Origin of the sequence: Meiothermus hypogaeus (assembly GCF_003574035.1) — a bacterium.
Lineage (GTDB): Bacteria > Deinococcota > Deinococci > Deinococcales > Thermaceae > Meiothermus > Meiothermus hypogaeus.
Window position 1 is genome coordinate 13,045 of record NZ_QWKY01000029.1, and the last position, 25,845, is coordinate 38,889.

Below are 25,845 nucleotides of genomic sequence, written 5' to 3' on the forward strand. Positions count from 1 at the left end.
CCCTTCAATAAACCCTCAGACCTACGCACGCACATAGCGCAGGTGGGTGGCGGCTGGGGTACCCAGAACCTGGTCGATGCGAAACCGCGCCAGGGGCTCGCGCAGATGCTCGAACAACCGCCGGCCCCCACCAAACAGCACCGGAACCAGGGCGATTTCCAGTTCGTCTACCACCCCCAGGTTCAGGTATTGCTGGATCACATCTGCGCCACCCGAGATGCGAATATCCCGCCCGCTGGCGGCTTGCCGGGCCAGCTCGAGGGCCCGCTTTGGCCCCTCGTTGATGAAGTAAAACGTGGTGCCCCCCGGCCGAACCCAGGGTTCGCGCTGCTGATGGGTAAGAACATAGACCGGGGTGTGAAACGGGGCCTCCTCCGGCCAACCGCGCTCGCCACCATCGAACATGCGCTTACCCATGATGTGCGCACCGGTGCGCTGGAAAGTGTGGCGCACCAGGTCGTTCACCGGCCCGGTCTCGCCCCCCGGGCCAATCCCGAGCTTCTCTCGCAGGTACGCTTGATTCAGGGCCCAACCCATCAAAGCGCCCCACTTCGCCCCCCAGTCCATGTACTCGGGCCTGTCCCAGTTCTCCATGGTCATGCCTTCCGGTGCCAGGTAGCCGTCCAGGCTCAAACTGATGTTTACAAACACCTTACTCACGATTCCCCCCTTACACCCATACAAAACCAGCCAGCGTCCGACCGATAACACTCCCACAACCACCCAACCGGCCAGAGCAAGAAAGTGCACCCCCAAACGGCATCGGTACTCACCCAAACGTCCCCCTTCCTCGCCCTGCTTCCAACGCTAAAGCTCCGGCGTCAGAGCACAGCCAGTTCTTATGTTTCTTACAGAATAAGCTCCCTTTGCTCTTACGTCAAACATCTCTTTATAGCAAAAAACCGAAAAAACTTTTATTTAGTTTCTGTAGGGAACATAGCGCTGTCGGCACCAGTTTATCTGACAACCAGACTTCAGTGCAGCTATTGGCTTGGGCAAAGTTGTGAATGCTTTTGCCAGTTCATGAAAATAGGCCGCAAACAATGTCCCACAACCGCCTGTGCGGTGCAAGGTCGGATAGCTATGCGGCAGGTTTCTTCGAGCTAGTGGAGGCCAGCCCCTTGGCGGTTACAGGTTGCAGGAGTGGAGGGAATTTGATGTCTTCTTTTCCGAATTAGGGTAACGTCACGCGCTTGAGCCGCAGGCCGACCGAAGGGAGACCTGTCGGCTCAAAGCGCAGTTTAGGCCTCTATTCTTCGAGTTCATCCTGGAGCTTTCTGACCTTGAATCCGGTGATTTCAGACAATCGCAAAATGGCATCTGATAAGGAACCGCCATACCGATTCAGCCACTCGGACGGGCTTTCAACAAGAACATCAATCCACGCTGTATCAGCCCCGTCTTGCCCCCCATGTTGGCTCATTATCTTGTGTTCAACCTTCCAGAGCTGGATAATGTCTTCTTTCGGAATTACCCAGCAGTGAGCGCTGAAGGGTGATATGCCTAAACAGATTACCAAATCATATCTTTGGTCTCGCAACTGCTGGAATTTGTATCTACCATTCTCCCAGAGGGTGCTGAACTTGATTTCAACTCGTTTACCCTCAATAACTCTGTCCGCGTCAGAATCGCCAGCTCGAACTACGTTGAAGCCGCGAGCTGCCAACCAGCCAGATACCAACTTCTCTCCGATGGCGCCGACTTGACGTGACGGCCTAGTCCTGATCCACGCAAAGGGACTACCTTCCCACTCTCGATTTTCACTTTGGTACTCTGCCTGCAATGCTTGGCTGATACTGGCAAGAATACTTACTTCCGGATCCTTGATTATCATGTAAACAGTCTCCTTTGCACGGGTACGCTATGGTGTGTCTCGGGTGTCCAGTTTATCCATTCGACATTGATTTTCGCGAAGCGCTTCTCCATGACACGCAGTGCCTCCTCGTTGTTATCCACGAGGATGCACTTACGCCCCAACTCAACAGCGGCCTCGCCGAATGAGCCACTTCCCGCGAAGAAGTCCAGAAGCAGGTCGCCGGGGCGCGAGTGCACCTTTACAATTCGATCCAGTATGCCTCGCGGTTTCTGCGTGGGATAGCCGGTCTTCTCATGCCCGTTCGGACTGACGATCGTGTGCCACCAGGTGTCCGTCGGCGTCTTTCCCTTAGCTGCTTTCTCTGGCCCTACAAGGTTGGGAGCCATGTAGGGAATGCGATCGCATTCCTCAATGTGAAACTGGTAATCTTCCGGATTTTTCGCGTACCAAAGAATGTTGTCGTGTTTGGCAGGCCACTTTGTCCTCGAACGCGCCCCGTAATCATAGGCCCAAATAATCTCGTTCATGAAGGAATATCGCCCGAAAATCATATCAAGGAGAATTTTCACATAGTGGACCTCTCGATAGTCAATATGCAAGAAAAGGCTTCCGTTGGCTTTGAGCACTCGCCAAGCCTCCTCCAGTCGCGGTTCTAAGAAGGTCAGGTAGTCGTCAAAGACATCTATGTATTCCTTTGTTCCCAGTTTGATTGTTCTGTACCGCTTTCCCTGGAACCCAGTCCGATCGCCGTTGTCGTCGCGGACAGTGGTCAGACGCGTTCGCCTTTGAACCTTGCCGGTGTTGAAAGGTGGATCAATATAGATCAGATCCACCGACTCACTTGGCAAGCCTTGCAGGATCGGCAGGTTGTCGCCGAAATATATGCGCAGATTGCTCATATTAGACCTTTCAGCACTTTCAGTAAGCTTTCACTGTCGCGGAGTGATTTTTCATCAAGCTGGTAGTTATAAACTTTCCGCATCGAGCCACTACCTGTCCAAACTTGAGGTGCAGTCTTTATGTCTTCAAGCGTCGACCATCGGCCTACATCAACCATGTATTCGTCATACTCAATCGTTTCAATCACAGGAATTGGCCTTGGGAGCACACACCAAAGTACGAGATCACATTTCTGGCAAAGTGCATCATATTGACGAACGGCTATACATCGCCCTAAATCTAGCCAATACTCGGAGGACCAGGATTTGACCTCGATGCGAACTTCGCTGGCGTTGGCTCGATTCACGCTGATGTCACAAAATCGTTCTTTCGACAGGTCACGATAATGTGGGGTTAGTGCTAGCCCAGTGTCTCGAAGCCAAGTCTCAGTGGCAATCTCCCCGATTTTCCCTATGAGATGTGAACGTAGGCGATTGTTATAGTAGCCTCGAGCATTTCCCCATTTTGCTATCGACTGGCACGCCAAGTGATGTGCCTCTTGAACTTGCTGTCGCGACAAAGCAATGTTCATAATCATGAACCTAAGTCAGCAATTGTACCGCCTAAGCTTCATTCACCCAAAACCTCTCCTTTCCTGAACTCGGTGCGCGAGGCCATCCGGGTTCGCCATTTAGCCTATAGCACTGAGCAATTATACGTTTACTATATCACCGGTTTTATCCGGTTCCACGGCAGAAAACACCCCCGTGAGTTGGAGCTGGAAGAGGTGAGGGCCTACCTTACCGATCTGGCGGTAAATCGAAATGTATCGGCCTCAACGCAGAATGTGGCCTTTTCGGCCTTGCTGTTTCTGTACAAAACGGTACTTGATAGCCCCCTAGCCGAAAACATCAGGGACGTAAAAACCACCATGGTTTACACGCAAGTCTTGAGCCAGGGTGCAAGGGGCGTTCGTAGCCCACTCGATTCATAGGGCCGTCTCAGGCCCCCACACCGCCAGCACCTCCGCCAAGAGCCGCGCTCCTACCAGGGTCGAGAGGCCGCTGCTGTCCAGATTGGGGGCCAGCTCCACCAGGTCAAAGCCCACCAGTTCGTTTTGCGCCAGGGTTCGCCGCACCACCTGTAGGGCTTCGCTGTAGGTCAGGCCCTCCACCTCGGGGCTGCTGGTGCCGGGCAGGATGGAGGGGTCGAGCACGTCGGCGTCGAAGCTGATATAAACCTTCTTGCCCTGGGGAAGCTGATCCAACGCCCAGGCCAGGTTCTCCCGCGCCTTGGAGGCGGTAATCAGCGTGTGGCCCCTGGCTTTGGCCGCTCGGTAGGCCTCGAGGTTGGTGCGCAGGCCTCGCAGGCCGATCACGGTGATGTGCTTCAAACCCGGCAGTTCCTCCACTGCGCGGCGGAAGGGGCTGCTGTTGGAGTACCGGGTTCCATTCCTGCTGTCTGAGAAGTCCAGGTGGGCGTCGAGCTGGATCACGTATAGCTCGTCCAGGTCGTCGTAGGCCCGCAGTATGGGATACGTCACGGAGTGGTCGCCGCCCACGAACACCGGCAACCGAACCCGCTTCCTGAGCTCGCGGGCGGCCTCGGTGACGCGGCGGAAGGACTCGGCGTACTCGAGCTGCACCGGATCCACGTCGCCCGCGTCCACCAGGCTCAGGCCCCGCAGGCGGTAGGTCTCGGTCTCGAGGTCGAAAAAACCCTCCGGCCCCGGCGCGTAGCGCCCGCTGGCCTCGCGCAAGGCGTTGGGGGCAAAACGGGCGCCGGGGCGGTAGCCCACCGCAAAGTCGTAGGGCAGGCCCAGAAAGCCCACATCGGCCGTCCAGGGCTCCAAGAGGGGGCGGTGGGGGGCTTTGAGGAAGGTGGCGGGGCCGGTGAAGGGCAACTCGCTGCTGCGCATGGGGATAGTCTATGTTGCCGTCACACTTTACCGGTGTCTATCGCCCGGTCAATCATCAGGCCTATCTCACGGATCAGATGAATCAACGCGCCGAAACGGGCATCTTGGGTAAAGCCCTGCTTGTAGCGGGCATAGATCTGCTGCATGATAACCCCCACCTTAAACAGCCCAAAAACGTAGTAGAAGGCCATGTTGGAAACATCCGCGCCAGTGCGCTCGGCATAGGCCGCGACCAGTTCGGCCCGGGTCAGGTTACCTGGCACATGGGTCAGTCCAAAGCTTACAAGCCCCGGTGGGTCGCCCGCTTCAGCCCAGTAACCCAGGGTGGTGCCCAAATCCATCAAAGGGTCGCCCAGGGTGGCCATCTCCCAGTCCAGCACGGCGATCACCCGGGTCAGATCGTCCGGGGCCAGTATCAGGTTGTCGTACTTAAAGTCGTTGTGGATGAGCGCCGCGCCGGATTCGGTAGGAAGGTTTTCCGCGAGCCAAGCCATGGCCCGTTCTAGGCCGGGGATATCGTCGGTGCGGGCGTTCTGATAGCGTTGCGACCAGCCCGAGACTTGGCGGGATACATACCCCTCGGGCCTTCCCAGATCGGCCAGCCCGGCTTTTTGGTAATCGAGCGTATGGAGTTCGACCAGGGCATCTACCAGCGCGTGCGAGACGCCCCGCATGACCTCGGGCGTGAGCCCTCGAGGGGGCTCGTTGCGTAGGATGACCCCGTGCAGCCGCTCCATCAGGTAAAACGGGGCCCCCAGTATGCGCTCGTCGGCGCAGTACAGCAGGGGCCTGGGCACCCTGGGGTAGACCGGCTTCAGGGCCGAAAGAATGCGGTACTCCCGGCCCATGTCGTGGGCGGTTTTGATGTTGGCCCCAAAAGGCGGGCGGCGCAGCACCAGCTCCTGCTCGCCCAGCCGCAGCAGGTAGGTGAGGTTGGAGAAGCCGCGGGGAAACTGCAAGACCTCCAGATTTCCCTTTGCCCCAGGCAAGTTCTCCAGCAAATAACTTTGCAGCCGGGTTATGTCCAGCTCTTCGCCGGGTCGGATTGCGGCGGGTTGGTCGATCATGGTACTAAAATTACAGGGAAACCTCGAGGCCATACTCCTTCAGCGCAGCCCGGGCCACCACGGTTTTGTGCACCTCGTCGGCCCCATCGTAGATGCGAGCGGCCCGCTCGTGGCGGTAGAAAAACGATAGCGGCAGATCGTCGGACATCCCCAGGCCGCCATGCACCTGAATAGCCCGATCCAGCACCCGCTGCAGCACACCGGCCACAAAGTACTTGATCACCGAGATTTCCACCCGGGCCCCCTCCGCCCCCTGCTGTTGCACCTTTTCGGCAGCGTCCAGCACCATCAGCCGGGCGGCATGAATTTCGGCCTTGGAATCGGCGATCATGTGCTGGATGGCCTGCCGCGAGCCCAAGGGCTTGCCGGGGGCGAGTTCTCGCCGGGCGGCGTGTTTGCACATCAGCTCGAAGCTGCGCTGGGCAATGCCAATCCAGCGCATGCAGTGGTGGATGCGCCCCGGCCCCAGCCGCTCTTGCGCGATGGCAAAACCCCTGCCGCGCTCGCCCAGCAGGTTTTCTTTAGGTACCTGCACATTATGGAGCCGGATCTCCGAGTGGCTCATCCAGTCCTCGCCCTGTTCGCCCATCACCGAAATTTTGCGCACGTGCTGGAAGCCGGGCGTGTCAATAGGGACGATAATCTGGCTGGCCCGGGCGTAGGGATTGGGCTGATCGGGGTCGGTAATGCACATCACGATGCAAAAAGCTGAGCCCTCGAAGCCGGTGGTGTACCATTTGTGGCCATTGAGCACCCAGTGGTCGCCCTCGAGCACCGCGGTGGTGTTCATCCAGACCGGGTTGGAGCCGGGGTATTCGGGCTCGGTCATGCCAAAAGAGCTGCGGATTTCGCCCGCCGCAAGGGGCTTCAGGAAGCGCTCTTTTTGCTCGGGGGTGCCATGCTTGAGCAAGACTTCCATATTGCCGATGTCGGGGGCTTGCGTGTTGAAGGCGTAGTGGCCCAACGGGCTTCGGCCCAGTTCTTCGGAGAGCCGGGCAAACTCGGTCAGGCTCAATCCCATACCCAGGGGCGGGTGCAGCGGAGGCAGCCACCAGCCCTGGGCCCTAACCTTCTGGCGAACCTTGTGGAGTTCAGGCAGCACGGCCTTGAAACCGTGCTTTAGAAAAATAGCTTCCAGCGGCAGGATTTCGCTTTGTACGAAAGCACGCACTTGCAAAGTCATGTCGGTGGCTTGTGCGGTCATTAGGCCACAGTGTATCAGCTTGCTCGCAGGCAGACCGTGTGGCACAGGCATGTCTGCGTTTACACCATACTACGCAGCGCAAAGGAGCTACCAGAGGGCGGCAAAAGGCGCGTCTAAGCGATTTTTTCTACTGGTACGGCTGCTAAAATACCATTATTTATGCCGGTGCTCGCTCGGTTGCTGCTTGCATTGCCGCGCTGTACGCAGTTGGAGCGCCTCGGGAAGAAGGTGCAAGGCAGAACCGTGCTCATCACCGGTGCTTCCTACGGTATCGGGGAGGCCGCCGCCCTCCTCCTGGCTCAGGCAGGGGCGGAGGTGCTGCTGGTTGCGCGCACAACTGAAAAACTCAGGGAAATTAGCGACCGGGTGGAGCGTGCAGGAGGCCGGGCGCAAGCCTACCCTACCGATCTCTACCAAACCGATCAGGTCGCCGCTCTGGCGAAGACCCTGTTAGACAATCATCCCCGCATTGACATAGTTATTTCCAACGCAGGCAAGTCCATCCGTCGGCGGGTGATAAAATCCCTCGAGCGCGACGACCTGGGGCGCCTGGTGCGGCTTAATCTCATAAGTTCGTCTTTACTTCTCACCGCCCTACTGCCGCGTATGCTTGAGCAGGGTGGCGGGCATATTGTGAATGTTTCCTCGGTATCGGCGCGGCTGCCCATCGCCCCCTGCTGGGCAGCCTACCAGGCCAGCAAGGCCGGTTTTGATGCCTGGCTGCGGAGTGTGGCCAACGAGGTGCGCCCGAACAACATCCGGGTCTCCTCAGTGTATCTGCCGCTGGTGCGTACCCGCATGATTGAACCCAGCCGTTTCTACCAGAACATGCCCGCCTTGAGCCCGCTCGAGGCCGCCCAGGTCATTGCCTATGCCCTCGTGACGGGGGTCGAACGGGTAGCACCCTGGTGGCTTTGGTGGGGAGAGCTGGCCAGCTTGCTAGCGCCCAAGCTGGTCAACCATTTGCTTTGTAGTTGGGAAAACCGCCATGGCTAGCATCGTTTCACCCTCAGGCTTAGCACAGTTTTTGCGGCTGGTTGCAAAATCTGGGCTGTTGGGTTCAAAGCCGCTGGTCTCGCTTGCTTCGCTTGTTCCCCTGTGGCTGCGCTTTGGGGGCTCCTTATACACACTGGCCGCCTGGGCCGCAGCCCGCTTTCCAAATCGTCTGGCGGTGGTGGAGGGTGAGCAACAGCTGAGCTTTCAACAACTGCTTGAGCACGCCAACCGCCTGGCCGCGGCGCTACAGGAACGTTTCGCAATGGATTCGGTTGGAATCCTGGGAAGAAACCGCATAGCATACATAGTGGCCCTTCTGGCCTGCACGCGCCTGGGATGCGACCTGGTGCTGCTCAACCCCATGTTCGGGCCCGAGCAACTACGGGTGGTTTTGCGTAGGCGACCTTTAGGCTTGCTGCTCTTTGACCTGGGGTTTCGCCCCCTGGTAGAAGAGGCCCTGGCCTCCATGCCCGCCACGGGGCAGCCCCGGTTGCTTGCGCTCGAGGACACCCCCGAGCTTATCGCAGAAAGCCCCATCGGCAAAACCCACCACAAACCCCGCAAAAGCAGCCTCACAGTGCTCACTTCCGGTACGACTGGCCCCGCTAAAGAGGTTCGCCGAAGTATTAAGGCTGCAGAAGCCCTGGGTCTGATCTCGAACTTGCTGCTCCATTTGCAGCCCCATAGCGGCCAGCGGGTGTTGCTGGCTGTTCCCCTCTTGCACGGTCATGGGCTCGCTACACTGGCGCTATGTCTGGTCGCAGGCCTCTCACTTCACCTGGGCAAAAGCCGCGCTAGAGACCTTTGGGAAGAAATTCAGGCGCACAAGATCGAGCTGCTGGTGCTGGTACCCACCATCCTGCACCGGCTTTTGGAAGCAGGAGCCCCGTCGCACGGGAACCACCTGCGGGCGGTCATCAGCGGTTCTGCACCGCTCAACCCGAGCCTGGTCCTGCGCACCTTAGCGATGTTAGGCCAAAAGCTATACAACCTGTACGGCTCGAGCGAGACCGGCGTTATCTCGCTGGCCTCCCCAAAAGACCTGCTGGAAGCCCCCGGCACGGTGGGCCATCCCTTGCCAGGGGTCACTTTGAAGATTCTGGATGAAGCGAAAAACGAGCTGCCCCGGGGCCAGATAGGCCAGGTGTGGGTCTCGCGTGGCGGGCAGATCGCGCCTACCGGCGACCTGGGCTACCTCGACCCCCAGGGGCGGCTATTCCTGACAGGCCGGGCCGACGAAGTGCTCATCTGCGGGGGTGAGAAGGTGTTCCCCACCCAGATAGAAGAGCGCATCACCAACCTACTCCCGTACGCAGAGGAGTGTGCTGTGGTAGGGGTACCCGACCTCGAGTACGGACAGGCCCTTCACCTGTTTCTGGTGCTCAAGCCCGGCCATGACAGCATGGAGACCTATACCATCCAGCGCGACCTCGAGGCCCATCTTCCTCGAACCCTGAGGCCGCGCCACATTACCCTACTTACCGAACTACCCAGGAACCAAGCAGGAAAGCTGCTCCGAGCCAAACTGCACGCGCTTCTGGAGGCGAAGCCGCACTGAAGAAACAGGGCTTGTGGCTTGCCAGCAACCAGACAAAAGTCTGCCCTGCTCAGCTTCTGGGCTGCGGGTAGCCACCGGCCTCGAGCACCTTCTCGGCAATGCGCCGGCGCAGCTCCACCAGATCCTGAGGCTCGTGCTTGGTCAGGCGGCGGGCCGCCGAGGCCATCAGGCGCATATCGTCGCCCTCGGCCAACCGGGGCAGGATTGAGAGCGCAGCTGCCTGAGCACGGTCGAGGGCCTGGTACAGGTACAACTGGGCCATCTCGGCGTAGACCTTCTCGCCCAGCTTGCGGGCCCTGAGCAGTGCACTCTCGGCGGCGAAAATGTCCATCAAGATGTCGGCTGCCACGGCCAGCACTTCCTGCTCTTCTTCAATCTTCTTGCCGTACTTGAGGGCGGCCAGGCCCAAGACCGCCAGAGCCAGCTTCTTGAGGCCCTCGAGCTGGGCCAGCTCTTTATCTTCGGGCTCCTCGAAAGAGGGCTCCAGCAACTCTTTTTGTAGCTTCATGGCTGCATCGAAAAGCGGCAGCTCGCCCTTCATGGCGCGGCGCAGCAGCATGCCCGGAATCAGGAGGCGGTTAATTTCGTTGGTGCCCTCGAAGATGCGGTTGATTCGGCTGTCACGGTAGGCCCGCTCGATTTCGTACTCGGCCGAATAGCCATAACCGCCGTGAATCTGCACCCCCTCGTCTACCACGTAGTCCAGCACCTCCGAACCCAGCACCTTGATGATGCTGGCCTCGATGGCGTATTCCTCGATGCCGGCCAGCACCGCCTCGGCCGCATTCGCTTTATCGAGGCTGGATAGGGCCTCGTCAATCATGCCCATGGTGCGGTAAACCGCACTCTCACCCACAAAAATGCGGGCGGCCATCTCGGCCAGTTTTTGCTTGATCAGGCCGAAGTTGGCAATAGGCTGACCAAAGGCCACACGCTCTTTGGCGTATCTGGCCGAGAGGGCCAGCGCCCCCTTAGAGCCTCCAATGGCCCCCGCGCCCAGCTTGTAGCGCCCCACATTGAGCACGTTAAAGGCGATTTTGTGCCCTTTGCCCAGCTCGCCCAGCACGTTCTCCACCGGCACCTTCACGTCTTCCAGGAAGACCTGGCGGGTGCTGGAGGCCTTGATGCCCATCTTCTTTTCTTCACCACCCAGCCGCAAGCCCGGAGTATCGCGCTCGACCAGGAAGGCGGTCAGGCCCTCCGGCGTCTTGGCGAAGATGGTAAAGAGGTGGGCAAAGCCCGCGTTGGAGATCCACATCTTGGTGCCGTTGAGGATGTAGTGCTTTCCATCTTCGAAAAGCTCGGCCCGGGTCTTAGCCCCCATGGCGTCGGAGCCGGACTGCGGCTCGGTGAGGCAGTAGGCGGCAATGAGTTCGCCCGAGACCAGCTTGGCCAGGTATTTGTCTTTTTGCTCTTTGGTGCCCCAGTAAACCAGGGGCAAGAGACCAATGCTGGTCTGAACACCATAGGACACACTGAATCCGCCCGTGCCGGCCAGGGCTTCGGCAATTACCGTACTGACCGTTTTGGGCAGGTCGAGGCCGCCGTACTCTTCCGCGACCTCGACCCCCAGCAAGCCCAGCTCGCCGCACTTTTTAAGCAGGGGGATGTTGTGCTCGAGGGCCCCGTGCTCCAGGGCTTCCGCCAACGGCCGGTACTCCTTCTCCACAAACTGCCGCACGGTCTCCTGAATCATGCGGGTGGTGTCGTCGAAGTCTTCCGGCGTAAAGATGTGTTCGGGCTTTTCCAGTAGCCAGCCGCCGCCTTTGGTGGAGAGTTTCTTGTCTGCGATCACAACCGACCTCCGCTTTTTTGACCTATTACAAACTTATACTGAGTCAAAGTTTAGCGTCAAATCCGCGAACCGTCAATCTGGAATGACTCGTTCCCGGAGCAACTTTCGTGCAACGCCGTCTTCTACTGAAGTTACACTCAAGGCCAGCGAGCGGCGGTGAGGGTAAAGCGGCGGTCTTCTTCAGCGATGAGCTGTTCCCCTTCCCAAAGCTGCCAGCGTAGGGCATAGGTACCTGGGGCCACTGGGGGTAGCTTGAAGCGGTAGATCACATCGAGCCAAGTGGTGTAGCGAAGCACCTCAAAACCCTGCTGATCTCGCTCAAAACGGCCGCACTGGAGCTTATACAGGGCTTGTTCCAGACTCACCCCAAAGCCCGGCGGCGCCTCCAGTAGAACGACTCGCACATCGGCTGGTTTTTCGTCGCTGGACGCAAAACGACAGCGCTCTACCGGGTTGGCAAATGGCGGGGATGCCCTGGAGGATAGGCCCACCTCGAGGGTGATAAAAAATCCAAACCCAGAAGGGCCACGGGCCACCGCCGTCCAGCGGCGCTCCTCATAGCGCTTTAGGCCGTAAAGGGGCTGGCCTGCAGGACTGGTGAAAATGGGGAAATCTTCCAGGTTGTACGTGTAGTAGGGCACACTGCCCAAATAGGTGGGCGCGCAAGCTGCCAGCCACAACACCAAAGCTAACCCGGCGTATCGCACATCTATAGCCTAGCACCATAGTCCAGCACTTTGATTGGAGCTTCAGGCTTGGGCAAACACCTCAAAAACCCCCGCCGCGCCCATCCCGCCGCCAATGCACATGGTCACCATCCCCAACCCGCCCCCGCGCTTTGCGAGTTCGTGGATGAGTTGGGTGGTGAGCTTGGCGCCCGTAGCACCCAGGGGGTGACCCAGGGCAATAGCCCCTCCGTTGACGTTGACCTTCTCGGGGCTCATCTGGAGCTCCGCCATAACGGCCAGCACCTGCGCGGCAAAGGCTTCGTTGAACTCGATGAGCTTGAGGTCGTCCAGGCCAATACCGGCTTTGGCCAAAGCCTTGGGCACCGCCTTGATGGGCCCCACCCCCATGATGTCCGGTTCCACCCCGCCCGTCGCAAAAGAAATAAAGCGGGCCAGCGGCTTCAGGCCCAGCGCCTGAGCTTTGTCTGCACTCATCACCAGCAGAGCCGCCGCCCCGTCGGAGTAAGGCGAAGCATTGCCTGCCGTCACGGTACCGCCCTCCTTGAAAGCGGGGCGCAGTTTGGCGAGGCGCTCGAGGCTGGTGTCGGCCCGGGGGAGCTCGTCCTTGGAGAACAGGGTCTCCTCGATCTGCTTTTTGCTGCCCTTCCAGCGCACTTTCTTCACCGGGATGGGCACAATCTGATCGTCGAAGGCCCCCCGGGCCTGGGCTTCCAGGGCTTTCTGGTGGCTGCGCAACGCCCAGGCATCCTGCTCGGCGCGGCTGACCCCCCAGCGTTCGGCCACCCGCTCGGCGGTATAGCCCATGCCGATATAGGCCTCGGTCAGCTCAGGGTGGAGCTGGGTGTGGTAGCCCGACATGGGCACCTGGCTCATCATCTCCACGCCGCCGGCCAAAACCACCTCGTTCATGCCAGACATAATGGCCTGAGCCGCATAGGCCACACTTTGCAGGCCCGAGGAGCAGAAGCGGTTGATGGTGGCCGCCGAAACCTCCACCGGAAAACTGGCCCGCAGCATGGAGAGCCGGGCCACGTTGAGACCCTGACTGGCCTCGGGCATGGCGCAGCCCCACTGGATATCCTCGATGAGGGCAGGGTTCAACCCAACCTTTTCCACAGCCGCCTTCATCACTGTGGCCGAAAGGTCAATCGGGTGCACCGAGGCCAAACTTCCATCGCTTTTGCCGCGCCCCACGGCGCTGCGAACTGCACTGACGATTACGGCTTCTCTCATCACAACTCCTTATCGGCTTTTTTTATGTAGAGGGTCTTTTCAAAGCTGGCATGCACCACACCCCAAGCATCGACGAGCTCAACAGGGTACACGCGGTCAATGGAGGGGTTCTCATCCAGCTTCTGACGAATCACCCCAAGTTCCTCATCTGTAAGCACAAAGCGGGCAAACAGGGTGGTTCTTCCGGGCTTACGAAAACGAATGGAGGCTGCTTTGTCCCAGACAACATAATCCTGCCCCAGGTTTTTGATAAGCATCAGCATGTAAATGGGGTCTATTGCGCCATACATGCTGCCGCCAAATAGGGTGCCCACGTAGTTGCGGGTACGCCAGTTGAGCGACAATGCCACGTGCACCTCTCTCCAGTCCGGGGCAATATAAATGACCCGCCCCCCCGTACCCCTGTACGCAGGAAAAAGGTTGAAGCCCCACCGCCACAACCGACTGCGCCAGGACTCGGGTTTAGGCCTTGAGAAAGGCAGGGTCATTGCAAACTCCACAAGCAACTCGCTCTACAAGAGGCTAGTTTCGCAGGGGCTTTCCGGTCTTGAGTGTGTGGGCGATGCGCTCCTGGGTTTTCTTGGTGCCCAGGAGTTTCAGGAAGCCCTCGCGTTCTAAATCCAGAATGTCCTGCTCCGTCACTTCGCGGGCGGGCCCGTCCCCACCACAAAGCACATAGGCCACAGCGTTCCCTACCACCACATCGTGCTCGCTGGCCTGTTTGGCTTCCTGGAACTGCCAGAGGGCATAGCGCAGGTTGCCCAACCCCTCGGCGCCCAGGGCCCGGATTTTCATGGGGGCCTGGGGTACAAAGTCGGGGGCCATAAACAGCACCCGCCGCTTGGCATCGGCAATCAGGCGGTCGCGGTTCATGCTGATGCCGTCCCCTTGCCGCAGGAAGCCCATATTACGCGCTTCCAATGCGCTGGTGGAGGTCTGGGCCAGCATGATCATCTGAAAGGCTCGCTTGACGCCTTCGAACAGGTCGATCTCAGGCCCATAGGCCGAAAGCTCCTGGGTGAAGCGGAAGAGCATCTCCTTGGTGCCGCCACCGCCCGGCAACAGCCCCACGCCGGTCTCGACCAGACCCATATAGAGCTCGGCGTGGGCTTGAATGGCGCTACTGTGCAGGCTGAACTCGGCCCCCCCGCCCAGGGTGAGGCCAAAGGGCGCGGCCACCACCGGGAAAGGGGCCCGGCGCAGGCGCATGGCGGTCTGCTGGAAGCGGCGGGTGGCGAGCTCGAGGTCATCCCAGGCCCCTTCCTGAGCCGCCATCAAAACCAGGGCCAGGTTGGCTCCGGCGCTGAAAGTGCGGGGGTCTTCGTGCCCAATCACCAGCCCGGCGTAGCCCTGGGCCTCCACCCAGTCCAGGGCTTTATGCAGTCCGCCGATGGAGCCCTCGCCCCAGGTGCCCATCTTGGCGCGGTTCTCGAAGAGGGCCACCCCATCGCCCAGGTCGAGCAGGGCGTAGTCTTTGCTTTCTAAAAGTGTCCTGCCCGCACCCTTGACCTGCGCCAGCCGGATGACCCCTTCCTCGTGCGGGATGGGGTGGTACTGGCCGTCGAAGCCCAGGTAGGTACCGTCCTTGTAAAAACTGCCCTGGGCCTTCTTGAGAAGCGCTGGCTCGTTCAGGCCCAGCTCGGCAAAGCCCCGGCGCAGATAGTCCAGACCCACCGCGTCCATGTTCTTGAAGGGGCCTTGCTCCCAGGCAAAGCCCCACTCCAGGGCCCGATCTACCGAGACGATGTCGTAGGCAATTTCCGGGGCTTTCTCGAGGGCGTAATGGGCATTGATCAAGAACAGCTTGCGGGCAAAGGCGCCGTACTTGCCGGGCAGATCACCGACCTTCTGGAGCCGCTCATTCAGGGGCAGATCCTTGATGGCTCCAATCTCGTCCAGGCGCAGCTTTTGCTGGGGCTTGTACTCGCCGGTCTGGTAGTCGTAGGTGAAGATATCCTTGCCTACTTTTTTGTAAAACCCGGCGCCGGTTTTGTCGCCGAGGTGGTTCTGGGCGATGAGGTTTTCTACCCAATCCGGCATGGCAAAGTCCTCGCCGGTGGTGTGCGCCAGCTCGGTGGAGACCAGCTTTAGTACGTCCAGACCCGATATGTCGCCGGTGCGGAAGGTGGCGCTCTTGGGGCGGCCTACCAGGGGGCCGGTGAGGGCGTCCACTTCGTCAATGGTGAGGCCCTCCGACATCATCAGGCGCATGGCCTGGGTCATGCCAAAAACCCCCAGGCGGTTGGCGATGAAGCCGGGGGCGTCTTTGCAAATAACCGTGCCCTTGCCCAGGATGCGCTCGCCAAACTTGCGCATGGCGTCCAGCACGGCGGGATCGGTGTCGGGGGTGGGGATGAGTTCCAAAAGGTGCAAATAGCGCACCGGGGCAAAGAAGTGCGTACCCAGGAAGCGCTTGCGGAAGCCCTCCGAACGGCCCTCCAAAAGGGTTTTCATGGGGATGCCGGAGGTGTTGGAGCTCACGATGGCCTTTGTGCCCAGGGCCTCGAGCCTGGCAAACAGGGCCTGCTTGGGCTCGGGCTTCTCGATGATGACCTCCACGATCCAGTCGCAGTCCTTGAGCTTCTCGAGCTGTTCGGTGGTGCCCAGTTCAATCAGGGCCGCCCGGCTTTTGTCCATGAAGCTGGCCGGTTTGCTTTTGAGCTGGCGCTCGAGGCCTTTCTTGACCACCTCGAGCTGATCTTCCTGCCCCGGCAGGTCGAGCAACACCACCGGCACCCCTGCCGAGGCCGCCAGCGCTGCAATTGCTCCACCCATGGTACCCGAACCCACCACACCAATCTTCTTGATTCGCATTGTTTCCTCCCTGCTGCCAAAAATCAGCGAAGGTAACCTGCCATCGCAGATTATTTTTATACCGAGTCAAAGTTTATAACAACTTGCGAGCCTAGTCCAGCTACAGGAAATTGTTTTCTATTATGCTCTCTTCAGATGGCCTAGCCAGAAAACAGCTGACATCATAAACTTTAGGCATGTCCGCTAACTTGCGAGAACGAATTAAGAACCTTCTTGAGCAAACTCTAAAAAGTTGTGAGCTCAATGAATACGTGATAGCGTCTGAGTATTTATCTCCCCTAGGAAGCGCTATCCGAGAGGCTGAGAGAAGGGTTGACATTGCTGTGCTAAAGAAAGAAAAAAATGATCTCAAGCCATATCTCTACATCGAATGTAAAGAGCAAAAAACCAGCGGCTCAGCAGAAGACAAGTTATTTAGGGCTCTGGAGGAAGCCAAGCGAGACCGGCTGCTTGGCGTTCATTCGATAGTGGTATTTGCTGGAGCAGGATTTCGCCAGTCGTATGAAAGATGGGCAATGGTAGAAGGGTTCGTTCGTGAGGAATACGCAGACCTCTGGCTCAAGCGATTTTTTTGCAGAGACTAGGGGGATTTATGCTAGCTGAACCATTATTCCAGATTAGCCTCTCACCCCTTCTGAAGTGGGCAGGAGGGAAACGGTGGTTAGTGAGGCATCTTGAACCCTACTGGCGCATTCACCGCCACCGCCCCTTTGTCGAACCCTTCGTGGGTGGAATGGGCGTAACGTTGGGTTTACTGCCGAAAAAAGCGTTACTTAACGATGCTAACCACCACCTAATCAACTTTTATAAGTGGGTTCGTCGCGGCCTGAATATAGATATACCCTTGGTTTATGACAGGAACATCTACCTAACTCACCGCGCCCGTTTCAACCAGCTCATCAGAGAAGGTAGAGCCGATACGGCAGAAGCCGCTGCGCTGTTCTACTATCTCAATCGCACTGGCTACAACGGCCTTTGTCGCTTCAACGCTTCAGGGGAATTTAATGTTCCATTCGGCAAATACAAAACAGTCAATTATCAAACGGATTTCACCGCTTACAAACAAACATTCTGTGGATGGGTGTTCACATCTGGTGACTTCAGCAAAATGGAATTCGACTCCGATTCTTTTGTCTATGCTGACCCTCCATACGACGTCGAGTTTACTCACTACAGCCCAGGAGGATTCTCGTGGGCAGACCAGGTTAGGCTGGTTGAGTTTTTGGAACCACATCGTGGGCCCGTGATTATTTCCAATCAACTTACTGACCGAATTTACGATCTGTACAAGAAGTTTGGCTATTCTGTTAGAACTTTATCTGCGCCCCGACGTATCAGTTGCAATGGCAACCGTCAGGATGCGCTTGAAGTTTTAGCCTTCAAGAATATAGAACCCTGAGCCAGTCCGCCACCACCCTCGACCAGCCCTCGAGCCCCCCATAAACTTCTTCTATTTCCTGAAGAGAGGCCAGACGACCCTCGAGCTTCTCCACTTCCTGCACCCTGGGCTCGTCCTGGGCCTGTACCACAAACACCACGCCGGCATGTACCCGGCTCACGGGCGTATCGGACATCACAATCAGGCCCACCGGCTCGGCGGTGTAGCAACGAACCCCCACCTCTTCCAGCAGCTCCCGGCGCAGCCCATCCAGCACGGGGTTGGTGCTGGGGTGGGTGAGGTCTTGGGGGTTGATGTGGCCCCCCACCCCCAGGGTGTAGAGGTTGTGCAGGCGGGCCTCGCCGCCGCCTTTGCGCCGCATCAGAAAGTAGCGACCCTGGTAGCGCACCAGGGCGTAAGGGATGATCTGCCGATGGGTGGGGTCTTCCTCGGCCTGGGGGCGTTCGAGGAAGAAGCCCTCGAGTTCGATTCTTTTGAGGAGTTCGGCCTCGAGGGGAATCAGGGCATCCCGCGCAGGGGGGAAGATCGAGGCAGGAAGTACGTAGACCTGCTCCATGCGGCCCACCATACCATCAGTCCAGGGGGGCTTCCCGGCCCTCGAGCCAGACCTTTTGTACCTTGGCCTCGCCGTGCAAGGTGAAGAGCGACCCCAGAAGGTCTTCGACCGAGTTCAGGTGGCGGAAATGGACTTCCAGGGTGCTGCCCGGCTCGGGCCTGACCCAGACCACATCGGCAGCCTTGCCCGGCGCAAAACTACCGACTTCCTCGCCCAAGCCCAGAATTTCCGCGCCCGCCTGGGTCGCCAGATACAAAAGATGGGTGGGGGTCAGGTTCACGCCGTCCTGGGCGTAGCGCTGGGCAATGTAGGCCGTAAGGCCCTCCTTGAGCAGGCTAAACCCGGTGCCACCCCCCACATCCGAACCCAATCCAAAGCGAACCCCGTGGCGCAAATGCTGTCGCATGGGAAAGATGCCGCTGCCGATGAAAGCATTGGAGCTAGGACAGTGCGCGATGGCGGCCTTTGCCTCGGCCAGGCGGGCCAGCTCGGGTTCGGTGGGGTGCACGTTGTGGGCAAAAACCGAATGCTTCGTCACCAGGCCAAACCGGTCGTAGGTCTGAAGGTAGTGGCTGCTCCAGGGAAAAAGCTCCGCCACCTTGCGAATCTCGTCGGTATTTTCGTTGATGTGGGTGGTGAAATGCAGGTCGGGGTGCTCTTGCAAAAGGGTCTGGCAGACCTCGAGCAGGGCCTCCGAAGCCGAGAGGGCAAAGCGCGGCGTGACCGCATAGCGCAGCTTGCCGCGCCCGTGAAAGCGCCGAATGAGCATTTTTTGCTCGGCGTAGCTTTGCTCGGGCGTGGTGTGTAGCTCGGGGCGCAGCAGCCGATCCGAACACACCTGACCTGCGATGATGCGCAGGCCCACATCCTCGGCGGCCCCAAAGAGGTTGGCGGTAGCCCCTTGGAAGTGCGAGCCAAACACCAAGGCGGTGGTGGTACCGTTGCGCAGGAGCAGCCTGACGAACTCCCGGGCCAGCTCGCGGGCCAGCTTGTTGTCGGAAAGCCGGGCTTCTAAGGGCAGGGTGCGCTGTTCCAGCCACTCGAGCAAAGAGTAGCCCATGGCCCCAATCACCCGGGTTTGCGGGTAGTGCACATGGGTATCCACCATCCCCGGCAACAACACCCCTTCGCGGCAGTCCTGCACCGGCGCAGCAGGGTACTGCCGGGCCACCTCGGCAAAAGGGCCCAGAGCCGCTATCTTGCCCTCGGCAATCGCCACCCCGCCATCGGAAAAGGCTTGAAGGGCCTCTGCTTCACGAAATGGGTTTTTAGGTGTGTGAACAATCGAGCCACGCAGAATAAACGTCATGCCCGACTATTCTAACCACCCACCTCCGGCGGAGGGGCGTGTATTTCTGAAAGCGGCCCAGGTGATCTGGCATCGCGTTTCCCACCAACACGACGCACACGGTGCGTCGTGTTGTAGTCGGTACGGCAAAAACCACCGTCCCGACCATTCGTGGGAACCGCCCTAACCCACCTCCTACCACCCACCCCCCATCTTGTGCGACATCGAAAGTTAGCTACAAGCCTAGTGTTGGTATAAAGGGCAACCAAGCCCCTGAACCTCACCTCGAGCAGTCCAGCTTGAAGCGGAGGCTGGGGTTGGGCGTATTGAAGGTCAGGTTGTACTTCTGCTTGATGTTGTTGGTGTCCATCTCGATGAGGAGCTTGGTGGGAGGGTCGGTGCGGCTTTGCGGGAAGTTGAGCTGGGCCGTGACGGCAGCGCCCTGGGGAATGGCTGCGTTGTAGATTTTGTCGTTGTAATCGCGTCCTAGTGCGCCCGAGTCGTTGCGTACGGTGGCGCCGTCGGCGAAGGCCAGGGTGAGGCTCGAGAGGTCTTTGAAGCCGGCGTTCCAGGCTTCCAGCGTTTTGGTGGTGGCGTTGCGGACTTCCAAGGTGACCGCCCACACCTTGAGGCCGTTTACCTCGGTCGGCTCAACCTTGGTGGCCCGCGCCCGCCAGATGCCGTTAAAGAGCCACTCATTCAGGCAGCCCTCGAGGCTGGCCCGCTGGTCGGCCCCGCCCGCCAGCGAGCCGCTCAGGCTCACGGAATTGCCCGAGACCGCGGCAGTAACCCCCAGGGCCCGCAGCGCACTGAGGGGCACGTAGGTCTGCCCCCCCACCACAATGGCCTTGCTGCTCTGAGCCTGCCCGTTTACCACCAGGTTGAGCTGCCGCTGCACCGCCTGGGCCAGCACCAGGCCCAGCGCACCCACCACCACCCAAGCCAAAATTCTGCTATTCATAGCTGCTCCTTGTAGTGTCTAGGGTCTATAGTCGATGGTCTATGGTCGGTCGTCAATAGCCTGAACCCGTGAATAGTAGGCAATGCCATCGGCGATTGACTATGAACCACTGTCTATTGACTATGGACTATCGACATTTGCTTACGGGTTTTGCACCGTCCCCATGCCGGTCACGAAGGTGGCAGTGAGGGTACTTTTGGCAACCTGGCCCTGGGTAGCGCTATTTTCCTCCACCAGCAAATAGAAGGTCTTGGGGCCCGCACTGTCCACCGGGAATACCCGCTCGCTGCTGACAATCTGGATATAAGTCCAGTTGGGCAAACCTCCGGGTAGCGAGATGCGCTTGTCCTGGTCTGGGCGGATGACATCGGGTTCGTTGGCCAAAGCCACCGTGAAGAGGGCGTTGCTACCGGTGTACACGATATTGAGTTGAAGGCTGGCGCTGACCCTTACATACCCGGGCCCCGGCACGTTGATGGTCACGCTGCGCCTCAAGTAGTTGGGGGAGTCGGGAATGTCGGTGGTATCCGATTCCACGGCCTGGGCCACGCCGGGGAGGGCGTTGTTTAGAGCGGTAAAGTTGGCATTGACTTCGGCGGCGCGGATGGGATTCCCGGCGGTGAAGGTATGGGGCAGATTGATGCCTGCCAAGGCCCACAAGCCAAGGCTGGACAGGGCGAAACCCAGCGCCAAATAGAAGAGGTTTCTGTTGGGCATAGCGGTGCCTCACAAACGCACGTTGACCCCGCCCCGCAGGCCAAAACCGGCATTGGGGCCGTTGAAGGTGAAGACCCCCTCGAGGAAGGTGTACACGTTGCCGGTGGGGAGCTCGAGGCCCGCCGCCAGGGCGAAGATGGGGCCGGTCACACCCCCGCTCGAGAACAGCAGCCCCAGGCTGGGGCCGGCGTAAATTTGCAGTGGGTCGAGGTTCAGGCTTGCCAGCGGCCCCGCGCTGATGGTGGCGGCAAAGCTGTTGCTGAGTGCGGCATCGGCCACCGCCCGCAGATGCACCGTGAGCGGGCTGGCCTGCACCAGATTGCGAACCGTGAACTGCACATTGCCCTGCGCCGAGGAGCCCCCGCTCCCAGCGTTGAAGCTTAGGCCGCCCCCCACGCTAAACTGCTGAGCCCAGGCACACGAAAGCAGTAGCAAGAACCCGAGTATCCAGGCGTTTTTCATGCCTTCACCTCCATCAGAGCTGCTTGATGACCAGCACGTTGAACTTGGCTCCGTCAGGCATGTCAATCCCATCGGCACGGAAGATGCGCCAGCGGCCTGTGCCGCTATCATAGGAAACCCCAATGGGCGCATTGATAACGGGATCGGCATCGTTACTGACGGGAGTTACGGTCAGGATGGCATTGGGGTCGCCGTTGATCATGGGGTTGTCCAGGGTGGTACGTGGGCCGTTGATGTTGGCAGCGGCAGCGGTGTGCACGAAGGCCGGTTTGGTGCCTGTAACCCGGATAGGGCCATTAACTTGCAGGGCAGTTCCTGCGGGGGCAACGGCAGAGAGGGCCACGCCGCCGATGGCTCTGCCCTCTACCCCCAGGCCCCCGCCTGTCGAGGAGCCAATTACTCCCCATCCGCTGTCGGCTACCACACCCCAGACACCCACATTCAAACCTCCGGCGCCCTCTCCGCGAAGGGCCGTGCCGCCAGCGGCTTCGTTGTGGACACGGAAGCCCGCGGTGCTGGCATTGCTACCGGTCAGGTTTACCCCAAAGCTGAGTGAAGGTCGATCCTCGAGGGCCTGCACAGCCGTTTTGAGGGTGTTGAAGTTGTCGTTGACCTCGCTGGCCTTGATGGGCGTGCCCGCGCTGAAGCTGGTGAGCGCCCCCACGCTCAGCGCCCAAAGCCCAGAAGCCACCATGCCTGCACCCAGAGTAAAGAAGAAAAGGTTTTTCCCGCGCATACGCCCTCCTACTGCCAGTTGGCCTGATCCCATCGGCTGTTGTCCCAGATGCCTGCATTGCCGCCGCCTCCGCCCCCACAGGCCACCAGGGTGGCCAGAATTAGGGCCAGGAGGGCGAGCCGTCCAAGGGTTTGTTTCATGGGTTGCTCCCTTTGGGATGGCTTCAGCGAATCCCAAAAACCCGCCCGCCCGAGTTTCGGCAGAGCTGCTCCAGGTACTGCAAGAGCAACAGCGGGCTCTCGAACTCGAGCCGCCTGCCGGTTTCGGGGTCCAAGAGAACCGCCCGCCAGGGTTGCTGGGGCGTGGCCGGCTCGAGGTGCAGCACCAGGTCGAGCGGTTGGGGAGGCTTCGCTTCCATCGCCAGGCCAAGGCTAGCAAGGGGTGCGTCACTCGAACGTCATTGCCAGCCGGGCCCGGAGAGCCCCCTCGCCGACGCTGCGAAACCGGGCGATGCCGCCGTGCAGCGCAAGGGCTTGCTCGAGGTCGGCTCGGGCCTTAGCCCGCTCCATAAGCGCCAGCCAGGCCCCGCCTCGGCTATAAAGGACGTTTATTTTCTGGGTCTCGCTGCGGGCGGTTTCGAGGGCCTCCTGGGCCAGACGCAGGGCGGCTTTGGGGTTGTGCTGGGCCAGCTCGAGCTCGGCGTAAAGCTGTTTGACCTCGGAGGCGCCCCACTGAAGGTTTTCCGCGAGCTCTAAGGCCCGCTCCAGATCCCGCGTGGCCTCGGCGGTCTGGCCCAACCCCAGCCAGGCCTCGGCCCGCACCAACAGGGCTATCAACTCCTGGCGTTGTACCCCGCCCTGCCGGGCTTTCTGGAGGATGTCCTCGGTCTCGCCGATGGCTTTGGCGTAACAACCCTGGCCCAGGTGCACCCGCGCCCGCACCATCCCAATGCGCTCTTGCAAGAGCCAGAAGCTCGAGGGGGCCGGGCTGTGCTGCCGCATCAGGCCCTCGGCCTGCTCGATCCAGTCCAGGGCCTCGGTAGGCCGTTCCTGGAGCATCAGGGTCAGGCTATGGCAAAGCCGGGCCTCAATCTGGTGATAGGGCGTGAGGCTTTGCGCCAGCTTGAGCGCCTCGAGCCCGTCCTGGTGGGCTTCTTGCAAGAGCCCCAGGTCGCGCTGGTAGTGAGTCACAAAAACCAGCGGGTAGAAGGCTTCGGCAGGGGAAACCTCGAGGGCATACGCGTAGGCCCGGCGGCTGGCCTCCATTGCGCCGAACAGGTCGTACTGGTCGTCGAGCACCATCCCCCGGTAGAACCAGACGCTCGAGCGCTGGAGGGGTGTCCGGGCGATTTGCTGCATCTCCTCGAGCTGGGCTAGTTGTTCCTTGGGGCCGGCATGCCCGACCTGGCGGCTCAAATAAAAGCGCTGGTTGAGGGCCTCGAAGCGCTGGGGGTGTTCGGGGGGCAGATTTTCCAGGGTTCGCAAAAAGTACCCGTCGGCCTCCTGGTAGGCCCCCAAGCCGTGGGTTTGCAAGGCGGCTCTGAGCCACCACACCGCGGCCTGTTCGGACTGTCCGGCCATTTGGAAATAGCCGGCAACCTGGGCCGGGTGTACCGCCTGCTGGGCAAAGTGCTGGGCCAGGCGGGCCGAAATCAGCTTGCGGCGGTCGGGTTGCAGGGTTTCGGCGATGGTGCGGGCGATTAGGTCGTGGGTGAAGCGGTAGCCCTGGGGCGTGTTCTTCAGCAGTTGATGCTGGCAGGCCTGCTCCAGCGCCTCGCAGACCTCCCAGTCCGAAAGCGCGGTGGCCTGGGCCAGCAGGTAGGAGCCGAAGGTTTCCTCGCCGACCAGCGCTGCTACTTCCAGGCTGCGCCGCACCGCCGCCCCCTGGTGCTCGAGGCGGCCCAGGATGGCCTGGCGCACGCTGGGGGCGATGGGCAGCTCGGTGTAGTCGTGGGTAGACTCGTCGTAAGGGGTCTCCCACACGCCGCCTTCCCCCAGTCGTAGCTCACCGGACTCGAAGAGGCTACGCAGGGTCTCCAGCACAAAGAGCGGGTTGCCCGAGGTGGCCCGGTAGACCCGCTGCGGAAACAGCCGGGCTGGCCGCCCGGAAAGGTGGGCAATGAGTTCGGCCACCTCGAGCTCGCTCAGGGGTTCTAGCTCGAGCCAGACGGCCCGCTGGCCGTTACGCCAGTCTTGATAGCGACGGGCTACTTCCGGCCCCACCTCGTCGGGGCGCACCGTGACCACCAACCGAGCCGACGCCCCGCGCTGCTCCAGCCCCACCGCCAGCGCCCGGAGGCTCCAGGGGTCGCTGTAGTGCTCGTCCTCGCTGAGAAAAACCGTGCTGCCGTGGGCCTCTATCATCAACTCCACCAGCCCCGAGAAAAACCGCACCAGGGTGCTTTCGTCCAGCGGCGGCGGAGGGGTGTCCCACAACTCGGGCACCAGCCGGGAAGCCTCGAGGCGTATCCAGCTTTTTGGCTTCAGGTCGGGCTTGGTGCTCAGGGCCTGGCGCACCCAGCGGGTCATGGAAGCGTAGGGGGTTGGCCCGTCGCCGGGTTGGCCCGAGAGCGTAATGTAGGGGCCCTTGTCGGCCAGCAATTCTTTGGCCAGGCGGCTCTTGCCCACCCCTGCCGGGCCGGCGATGAGGAGGACTTTTTGGTGTTGCCAGGCCACCTCGAGCCGCTTCAGAGCGGAGGCTCGCCCTACCAGCGGCGGGTTGAAATGGGGGCTGCTGGAGCGGTTCCCACGAATAGTCGGTGCAGCGGTTTTTGCCGTACCGACTACAATACGACGCACCGCGTGCGCCTTATTGGTGGGAAACGCGATGCGGGCTTCGGGTTGCACTCGAGGGGTCGGCTTGCGCCGGCGAATCTGCTCGGCCAGGGCCTGGGTTTCCGGTAGCGGCTCTAAGGCCAGCTCCCGCTGCAACACCTCACACAGCCGCTTGTACTGTTGCAGGGCCCCCTCGGTCTGCCCGAGCAATGCATAAAGCCGCATGGCCTCGCGGTGAAAATGTTCCTGCAGCTCGTCGTGGCGAATCAGCTCCCGGTACAGCTCCAGGGCAAGCTGGATTTTCCCGCCGGCCTCGTGCTGCTTGGCCTGACCCTCGAGGGCCACCGCCCAAAGCCGCCCCAGCCGCTCGCGCCAGCGCCGCAGCCAGTCGCTGTAGGTTTCCTCTTCCAGCTCCAAGCCTTGCAAAAACTCGCCTTTATAGGTTGCCAATGCTTCGGGCCAGTGTTGCGCCTCGACCTGGGCCAAAAAGCGCTGTACGTCCAAGCCAAAACCCACCAGCTCGAGCTGCTCGCGTCCGGCAAGGATATAGGCCCCCAAGGGGCTATTGCTCAGCCGGTACAGCGTCTGCCGCAGATTGTGCTGCCCACGGCTCTCGGCGTGGCCTCCCCACAGCAGCTCAACCAACCGATGGCGGGGCTGGCGACCCTCGAGGGCCAAGAAGGCCAGCAATGCGACCGCCTTGCGCGGCAGATCCAGTTCCCGATCTTCGCAGCGCAGTTTGGGAGAACCCAGTAGCTCTATTTGCAGCATGGTGTGAGGCTTTCCAGATTCAGATGGGAAACAGGCTCCTGCCGTTTGTTGCATTCAATTTAGCTAGAGGATAGCAAAGGGCCGGGTTATTTGGGGTTAAGGGAATCTTTAACCCGACATTCCGCACCATTCTTATTCCAGGAGGTAATATCGCTCCACCCCCAGCAGACGGGCTGCCGTCTCGTGATGGGGTGTCAGGTTGAGCACCCGGGGCCTGCCCTCCAGCACCACCAGACGCACCCACAGGAAAAGCTGGAACACCCAGCGTAGGG

The 25,845-nt window shown here is 60.1% G+C and carries 26 protein-coding genes; 5 read left to right on the forward strand and 21 right to left on the reverse strand.

Features of this window, described 5'->3' with window-relative positions:
• Positions 1 to 21: 21 nt before the first annotated feature.
• The 4 genes from Mhypo_RS09070 to Mhypo_RS18110 all read right to left on the reverse strand — a co-directional run bounded on the left by Mhypo_RS09070 (position 22) and on the right by Mhypo_RS18110 (position 3,287).
• Positions 22 to 660: a dihydrofolate reductase family protein gene (locus Mhypo_RS09070; RefSeq protein ID WP_119341001.1), complete on the reverse strand. Its 639-nt coding sequence runs from the start codon at positions 658 to 660 to the stop codon at positions 22 to 24.
• Between the two features lie 589 nt (positions 661 to 1,249).
• The gene (locus Mhypo_RS09075) at positions 1,250 to 1,834 is read right to left on the reverse strand and encodes a hypothetical protein (protein ID WP_119340978.1); all 585 of its coding nucleotides are present in this window, start codon (positions 1,832 to 1,834) and stop codon (positions 1,250 to 1,252) included.
• Complete coding sequence (locus tag Mhypo_RS09080; RefSeq protein WP_119340979.1) at positions 1,831 to 2,715, reverse strand: DNA-methyltransferase; 885 nt, start codon at positions 2,713 to 2,715, stop codon at positions 1,831 to 1,833. The genes Mhypo_RS09075 and Mhypo_RS09080 overlap by 4 nt, the downstream gene beginning before the upstream one ends.
• Positions 2,712 to 3,287 carry a hypothetical protein gene (locus Mhypo_RS18110; protein ID WP_170148259.1) on the reverse strand — a complete coding sequence of 192 codons (576 nt, stop codon included), beginning with the start codon at positions 3,285 to 3,287 and terminating at the stop codon, positions 2,712 to 2,714. Before Mhypo_RS18110 ends, Mhypo_RS09080 begins: the two co-directional genes overlap by 4 nt.
• On the opposite strand from Mhypo_RS18110, the gene Mhypo_RS18900 reads away from it, so the two are divergent.
• Positions 3,246 to 3,689 carry a site-specific integrase gene (locus Mhypo_RS18900; protein WP_119340980.1) on the forward strand — a complete coding sequence of 148 codons (444 nt, stop codon included), beginning with the start codon at positions 3,246 to 3,248 and terminating at the stop codon, positions 3,687 to 3,689. The two genes, Mhypo_RS18110 and Mhypo_RS18900, sit on opposite strands and share 42 nt — an antisense overlap.
• Here Mhypo_RS18900 and speB read toward each other — a convergent pair.
• Genes speB through Mhypo_RS09100 form a run of 3 tightly spaced genes read right to left on the reverse strand, consistent with a single transcriptional unit; the run spans position 3,684 to position 6,884 of the window.
• Positions 3,684 to 4,613 carry an agmatinase gene (speB, locus tag Mhypo_RS09090; RefSeq protein WP_119340981.1) on the reverse strand — a complete coding sequence of 310 codons (930 nt, stop codon included), beginning with the start codon at positions 4,611 to 4,613 and terminating at the stop codon, positions 3,684 to 3,686. The genes Mhypo_RS18900 and speB overlap by 6 nt on opposite strands.
• Positions 4,614 to 4,633: 20 nt before the next feature.
• Complete coding sequence (locus Mhypo_RS09095; RefSeq protein ID WP_119340982.1) at positions 4,634 to 5,680, reverse strand: phosphotransferase family protein; 1,047 nt, start codon at positions 5,678 to 5,680, stop codon at positions 4,634 to 4,636.
• 10 nt (positions 5,681 to 5,690) lie between these two features.
• Entirely contained in the window at positions 5,691 to 6,884 is a 1,194-nt protein-coding gene (locus Mhypo_RS09100; protein WP_119340983.1) for an acyl-CoA dehydrogenase family protein, read from the reverse strand.
• Between the two features lie 159 nt (positions 6,885 to 7,043).
• Here Mhypo_RS09100 and Mhypo_RS09105 point away from each other — a divergent pair, with 159 nt between their 5' ends.
• Entirely contained in the window at positions 7,044 to 7,880 is an 837-nt protein-coding gene (locus tag Mhypo_RS09105; RefSeq protein WP_119340984.1) for an SDR family NAD(P)-dependent oxidoreductase, read from the forward strand.
• On the forward strand, positions 7,873 to 9,438 hold the full coding sequence (locus Mhypo_RS09110; RefSeq protein WP_119340985.1) for a class I adenylate-forming enzyme family protein: 1,566 nt from the start codon (positions 7,873 to 7,875) through the stop codon (positions 9,436 to 9,438). Before Mhypo_RS09105 ends, Mhypo_RS09110 begins: the two co-directional genes overlap by 8 nt.
• A gap of 49 nt (positions 9,439 to 9,487) precedes the next feature.
• On the opposite strand, the gene Mhypo_RS09115 is transcribed toward Mhypo_RS09110, so the two are convergent.
• The 5 genes from Mhypo_RS09115 to Mhypo_RS09135 form a co-directional block, all read right to left on the reverse strand.
• A complete protein-coding gene (locus Mhypo_RS09115; protein ID WP_119340986.1) occupies positions 9,488 to 11,233 on the reverse strand; it encodes an acyl-CoA dehydrogenase family protein in 1,746 nt (581 codons plus the stop codon).
• A gap of 137 nt (positions 11,234 to 11,370) precedes the next feature.
• Entirely contained in the window at positions 11,371 to 11,940 is a 570-nt protein-coding gene (locus Mhypo_RS09120; RefSeq protein ID WP_119340987.1) for a hypothetical protein, read from the reverse strand.
• A 42-nt stretch (positions 11,941 to 11,982) separates the two neighbouring features.
• A complete protein-coding gene (locus Mhypo_RS09125) occupies positions 11,983 to 13,155 on the reverse strand; it encodes a thiolase family protein (protein WP_119340988.1) in 1,173 nt (390 codons plus the stop codon).
• Positions 13,155 to 13,643, reverse strand: a complete 489-nt coding sequence (locus Mhypo_RS09130; protein ID WP_119340989.1) for a DUF4442 domain-containing protein — start codon at positions 13,641 to 13,643, stop codon at positions 13,155 to 13,157. The genes Mhypo_RS09125 and Mhypo_RS09130 overlap by 1 nt, the downstream gene beginning before the upstream one ends.
• A gap of 34 nt (positions 13,644 to 13,677) precedes the next feature.
• On the reverse strand, positions 13,678 to 15,969 hold the full coding sequence (locus tag Mhypo_RS09135) for a 3-hydroxyacyl-CoA dehydrogenase/enoyl-CoA hydratase family protein (protein ID WP_119340990.1): 2,292 nt from the start codon (positions 15,967 to 15,969) through the stop codon (positions 13,678 to 13,680).
• A 176-nt stretch (positions 15,970 to 16,145) separates the two neighbouring features.
• Between Mhypo_RS09135 and Mhypo_RS09140 the strand changes: the two genes are divergently transcribed.
• Positions 16,146 to 16,553, forward strand: a complete 408-nt coding sequence (locus Mhypo_RS09140) for a PD-(D/E)XK nuclease superfamily protein (protein WP_119340991.1) — start codon at positions 16,146 to 16,148, stop codon at positions 16,551 to 16,553.
• Positions 16,554 to 16,561: 8 nt separating this feature from the next.
• Complete coding sequence (locus Mhypo_RS09145; protein WP_119340992.1) at positions 16,562 to 17,368, forward strand: DNA adenine methylase; 807 nt, start codon at positions 16,562 to 16,564, stop codon at positions 17,366 to 17,368.
• Here Mhypo_RS09145 and Mhypo_RS09150 read toward each other — a convergent pair.
• The 9 genes from Mhypo_RS09150 to Mhypo_RS09185 all read right to left on the reverse strand — a co-directional run bounded on the left by Mhypo_RS09150 (position 17,349) and on the right by Mhypo_RS09185 (position 25,573).
• The gene (locus Mhypo_RS09150; RefSeq protein WP_240637175.1) at positions 17,349 to 17,936 is read right to left on the reverse strand and encodes an NUDIX hydrolase; all 588 of its coding nucleotides are present in this window, start codon (positions 17,934 to 17,936) and stop codon (positions 17,349 to 17,351) included. The two genes, Mhypo_RS09145 and Mhypo_RS09150, sit on opposite strands and share 20 nt — an antisense overlap.
• Before the next feature lie 4 nt (positions 17,937 to 17,940).
• On the reverse strand, positions 17,941 to 19,233 hold the full coding sequence (gene guaD, locus Mhypo_RS09155; RefSeq protein ID WP_119340993.1) for a guanine deaminase: 1,293 nt from the start codon (positions 19,231 to 19,233) through the stop codon (positions 17,941 to 17,943).
• Between the two features lie 259 nt (positions 19,234 to 19,492).
• A complete protein-coding gene (locus tag Mhypo_RS09160; protein ID WP_119340994.1) occupies positions 19,493 to 20,173 on the reverse strand; it encodes a hypothetical protein in 681 nt (226 codons plus the stop codon).
• A gap of 141 nt (positions 20,174 to 20,314) precedes the next feature.
• Positions 20,315 to 20,890: a hypothetical protein gene (locus Mhypo_RS09165; RefSeq protein WP_119340995.1), complete on the reverse strand. Its 576-nt coding sequence runs from the start codon at positions 20,888 to 20,890 to the stop codon at positions 20,315 to 20,317.
• 9 nt (positions 20,891 to 20,899) lie between these two features.
• Positions 20,900 to 21,352, reverse strand: coding sequence for a hypothetical protein (locus Mhypo_RS09170; protein WP_119340996.1), 453 nt, complete (start codon positions 21,350 to 21,352; stop codon positions 20,900 to 20,902).
• Between the two features lie 13 nt (positions 21,353 to 21,365).
• Positions 21,366 to 22,088 (reverse strand): DUF7452 domain-containing protein, encoded by a 723-nt coding sequence (locus Mhypo_RS09175; RefSeq protein WP_119340997.1) that lies wholly within the window; start codon positions 22,086 to 22,088, stop codon positions 21,366 to 21,368.
• An 8-nt stretch (positions 22,089 to 22,096) separates the two neighbouring features.
• On the reverse strand, positions 22,097 to 22,228 hold the full coding sequence (locus Mhypo_RS18745; protein ID WP_276309747.1) for a hypothetical protein: 132 nt from the start codon (positions 22,226 to 22,228) through the stop codon (positions 22,097 to 22,099).
• A 23-nt stretch (positions 22,229 to 22,251) separates the two neighbouring features.
• Positions 22,252 to 22,446 (reverse strand): hypothetical protein, encoded by a 195-nt coding sequence (locus Mhypo_RS09180; protein ID WP_119340998.1) that lies wholly within the window; start codon positions 22,444 to 22,446, stop codon positions 22,252 to 22,254.
• 28 nt (positions 22,447 to 22,474) lie between these two features.
• Positions 22,475 to 25,573, reverse strand: coding sequence for an ATP-binding protein (locus tag Mhypo_RS09185; RefSeq protein ID WP_170148260.1), 3,099 nt, complete (start codon positions 25,571 to 25,573; stop codon positions 22,475 to 22,477).
• Between the last annotated feature and the right edge of the window lie 272 nt (positions 25,574 to 25,845).

Bases quoted from the DNA above. Each gene is read 5' to 3' on its own strand.
- Mhypo_RS09150 (WP_240637175.1), bottom strand. From the start codon at position 17,936: ATGGTGGGCCGCATGGAGCAGGTCTACGTACTTCCTGCCTCGATCTTC.
- speB (WP_119340981.1), bottom strand. From the start codon at position 4,613: ATGCGCAGCAGCGAGTTGCCCTTCACCGGCCCCGCCACCTTCCTCAAA.
- Mhypo_RS09130 (WP_119340989.1), bottom strand. From the start codon at position 13,643: ATGACCCTGCCTTTCTCAAGGCCTAAACCCGAGTCCTGGCGCAGTCGG.
- Mhypo_RS09110 (WP_119340985.1), top strand. From the start codon at position 7,873: ATGGCTAGCATCGTTTCACCCTCAGGCTTAGCACAGTTTTTGCGGCTG.
- Mhypo_RS09075 (WP_119340978.1), bottom strand. From the start codon at position 1,834: ATGATAATCAAGGATCCGGAAGTAAGTATTCTTGCCAGTATCAGCCAA.
- Mhypo_RS09105 (WP_119340984.1), top strand. From the start codon at position 7,044: ATGCCGGTGCTCGCTCGGTTGCTGCTTGCATTGCCGCGCTGTACGCAG.
- Mhypo_RS09080 (WP_119340979.1), bottom strand. From the start codon at position 2,715: ATGAGCAATCTGCGCATATATTTCGGCGACAACCTGCCGATCCTGCAA.
- Mhypo_RS09140 (WP_119340991.1), top strand. From the start codon at position 16,146: ATGTCCGCTAACTTGCGAGAACGAATTAAGAACCTTCTTGAGCAAACT.
- Mhypo_RS09185 (WP_170148260.1), bottom strand. From the start codon at position 25,573: ATGCTGCAAATAGAGCTACTGGGTTCTCCCAAACTGCGCTGCGAAGAT.
- Mhypo_RS09180 (WP_119340998.1), bottom strand. From the start codon at position 22,446: ATGGAAGCGAAGCCTCCCCAACCGCTCGACCTGGTGCTGCACCTCGAG.
- Mhypo_RS09165 (WP_119340995.1), bottom strand. From the start codon at position 20,890: ATGCCCAACAGAAACCTCTTCTATTTGGCGCTGGGTTTCGCCCTGTCC.
- Mhypo_RS09175 (WP_119340997.1), bottom strand. From the start codon at position 22,088: ATGCGCGGGAAAAACCTTTTCTTCTTTACTCTGGGTGCAGGCATGGTG.
- Mhypo_RS09145 (WP_119340992.1), top strand. From the start codon at position 16,562: ATGCTAGCTGAACCATTATTCCAGATTAGCCTCTCACCCCTTCTGAAG.
- Mhypo_RS18900 (WP_119340980.1), top strand. From the start codon at position 3,246: ATGTGCCTCTTGAACTTGCTGTCGCGACAAAGCAATGTTCATAATCAT.
- Mhypo_RS09160 (WP_119340994.1), bottom strand. From the start codon at position 20,173: ATGAATAGCAGAATTTTGGCTTGGGTGGTGGTGGGTGCGCTGGGCCTG.
- Mhypo_RS09125 (WP_119340988.1), bottom strand. From the start codon at position 13,155: ATGAGAGAAGCCGTAATCGTCAGTGCAGTTCGCAGCGCCGTGGGGCGC.
- Mhypo_RS18110 (WP_170148259.1), bottom strand. From the start codon at position 3,287: ATGAACATTGCTTTGTCGCGACAGCAAGTTCAAGAGGCACATCACTTG.
- Mhypo_RS09095 (WP_119340982.1), bottom strand. From the start codon at position 5,680: ATGATCGACCAACCCGCCGCAATCCGACCCGGCGAAGAGCTGGACATA.
- guaD (WP_119340993.1), bottom strand. From the start codon at position 19,233: ATGACGTTTATTCTGCGTGGCTCGATTGTTCACACACCTAAAAACCCA.
- Mhypo_RS09100 (WP_119340983.1), bottom strand. From the start codon at position 6,884: ATGACCGCACAAGCCACCGACATGACTTTGCAAGTGCGTGCTTTCGTA.
- Mhypo_RS09170 (WP_119340996.1), bottom strand. From the start codon at position 21,352: ATGAAAAACGCCTGGATACTCGGGTTCTTGCTACTGCTTTCGTGTGCC.
- Mhypo_RS18745 (WP_276309747.1), bottom strand. From the start codon at position 22,228: ATGAAACAAACCCTTGGACGGCTCGCCCTCCTGGCCCTAATTCTGGCC.
- Mhypo_RS09135 (WP_119340990.1), bottom strand. From the start codon at position 15,969: ATGCGAATCAAGAAGATTGGTGTGGTGGGTTCGGGTACCATGGGTGGA.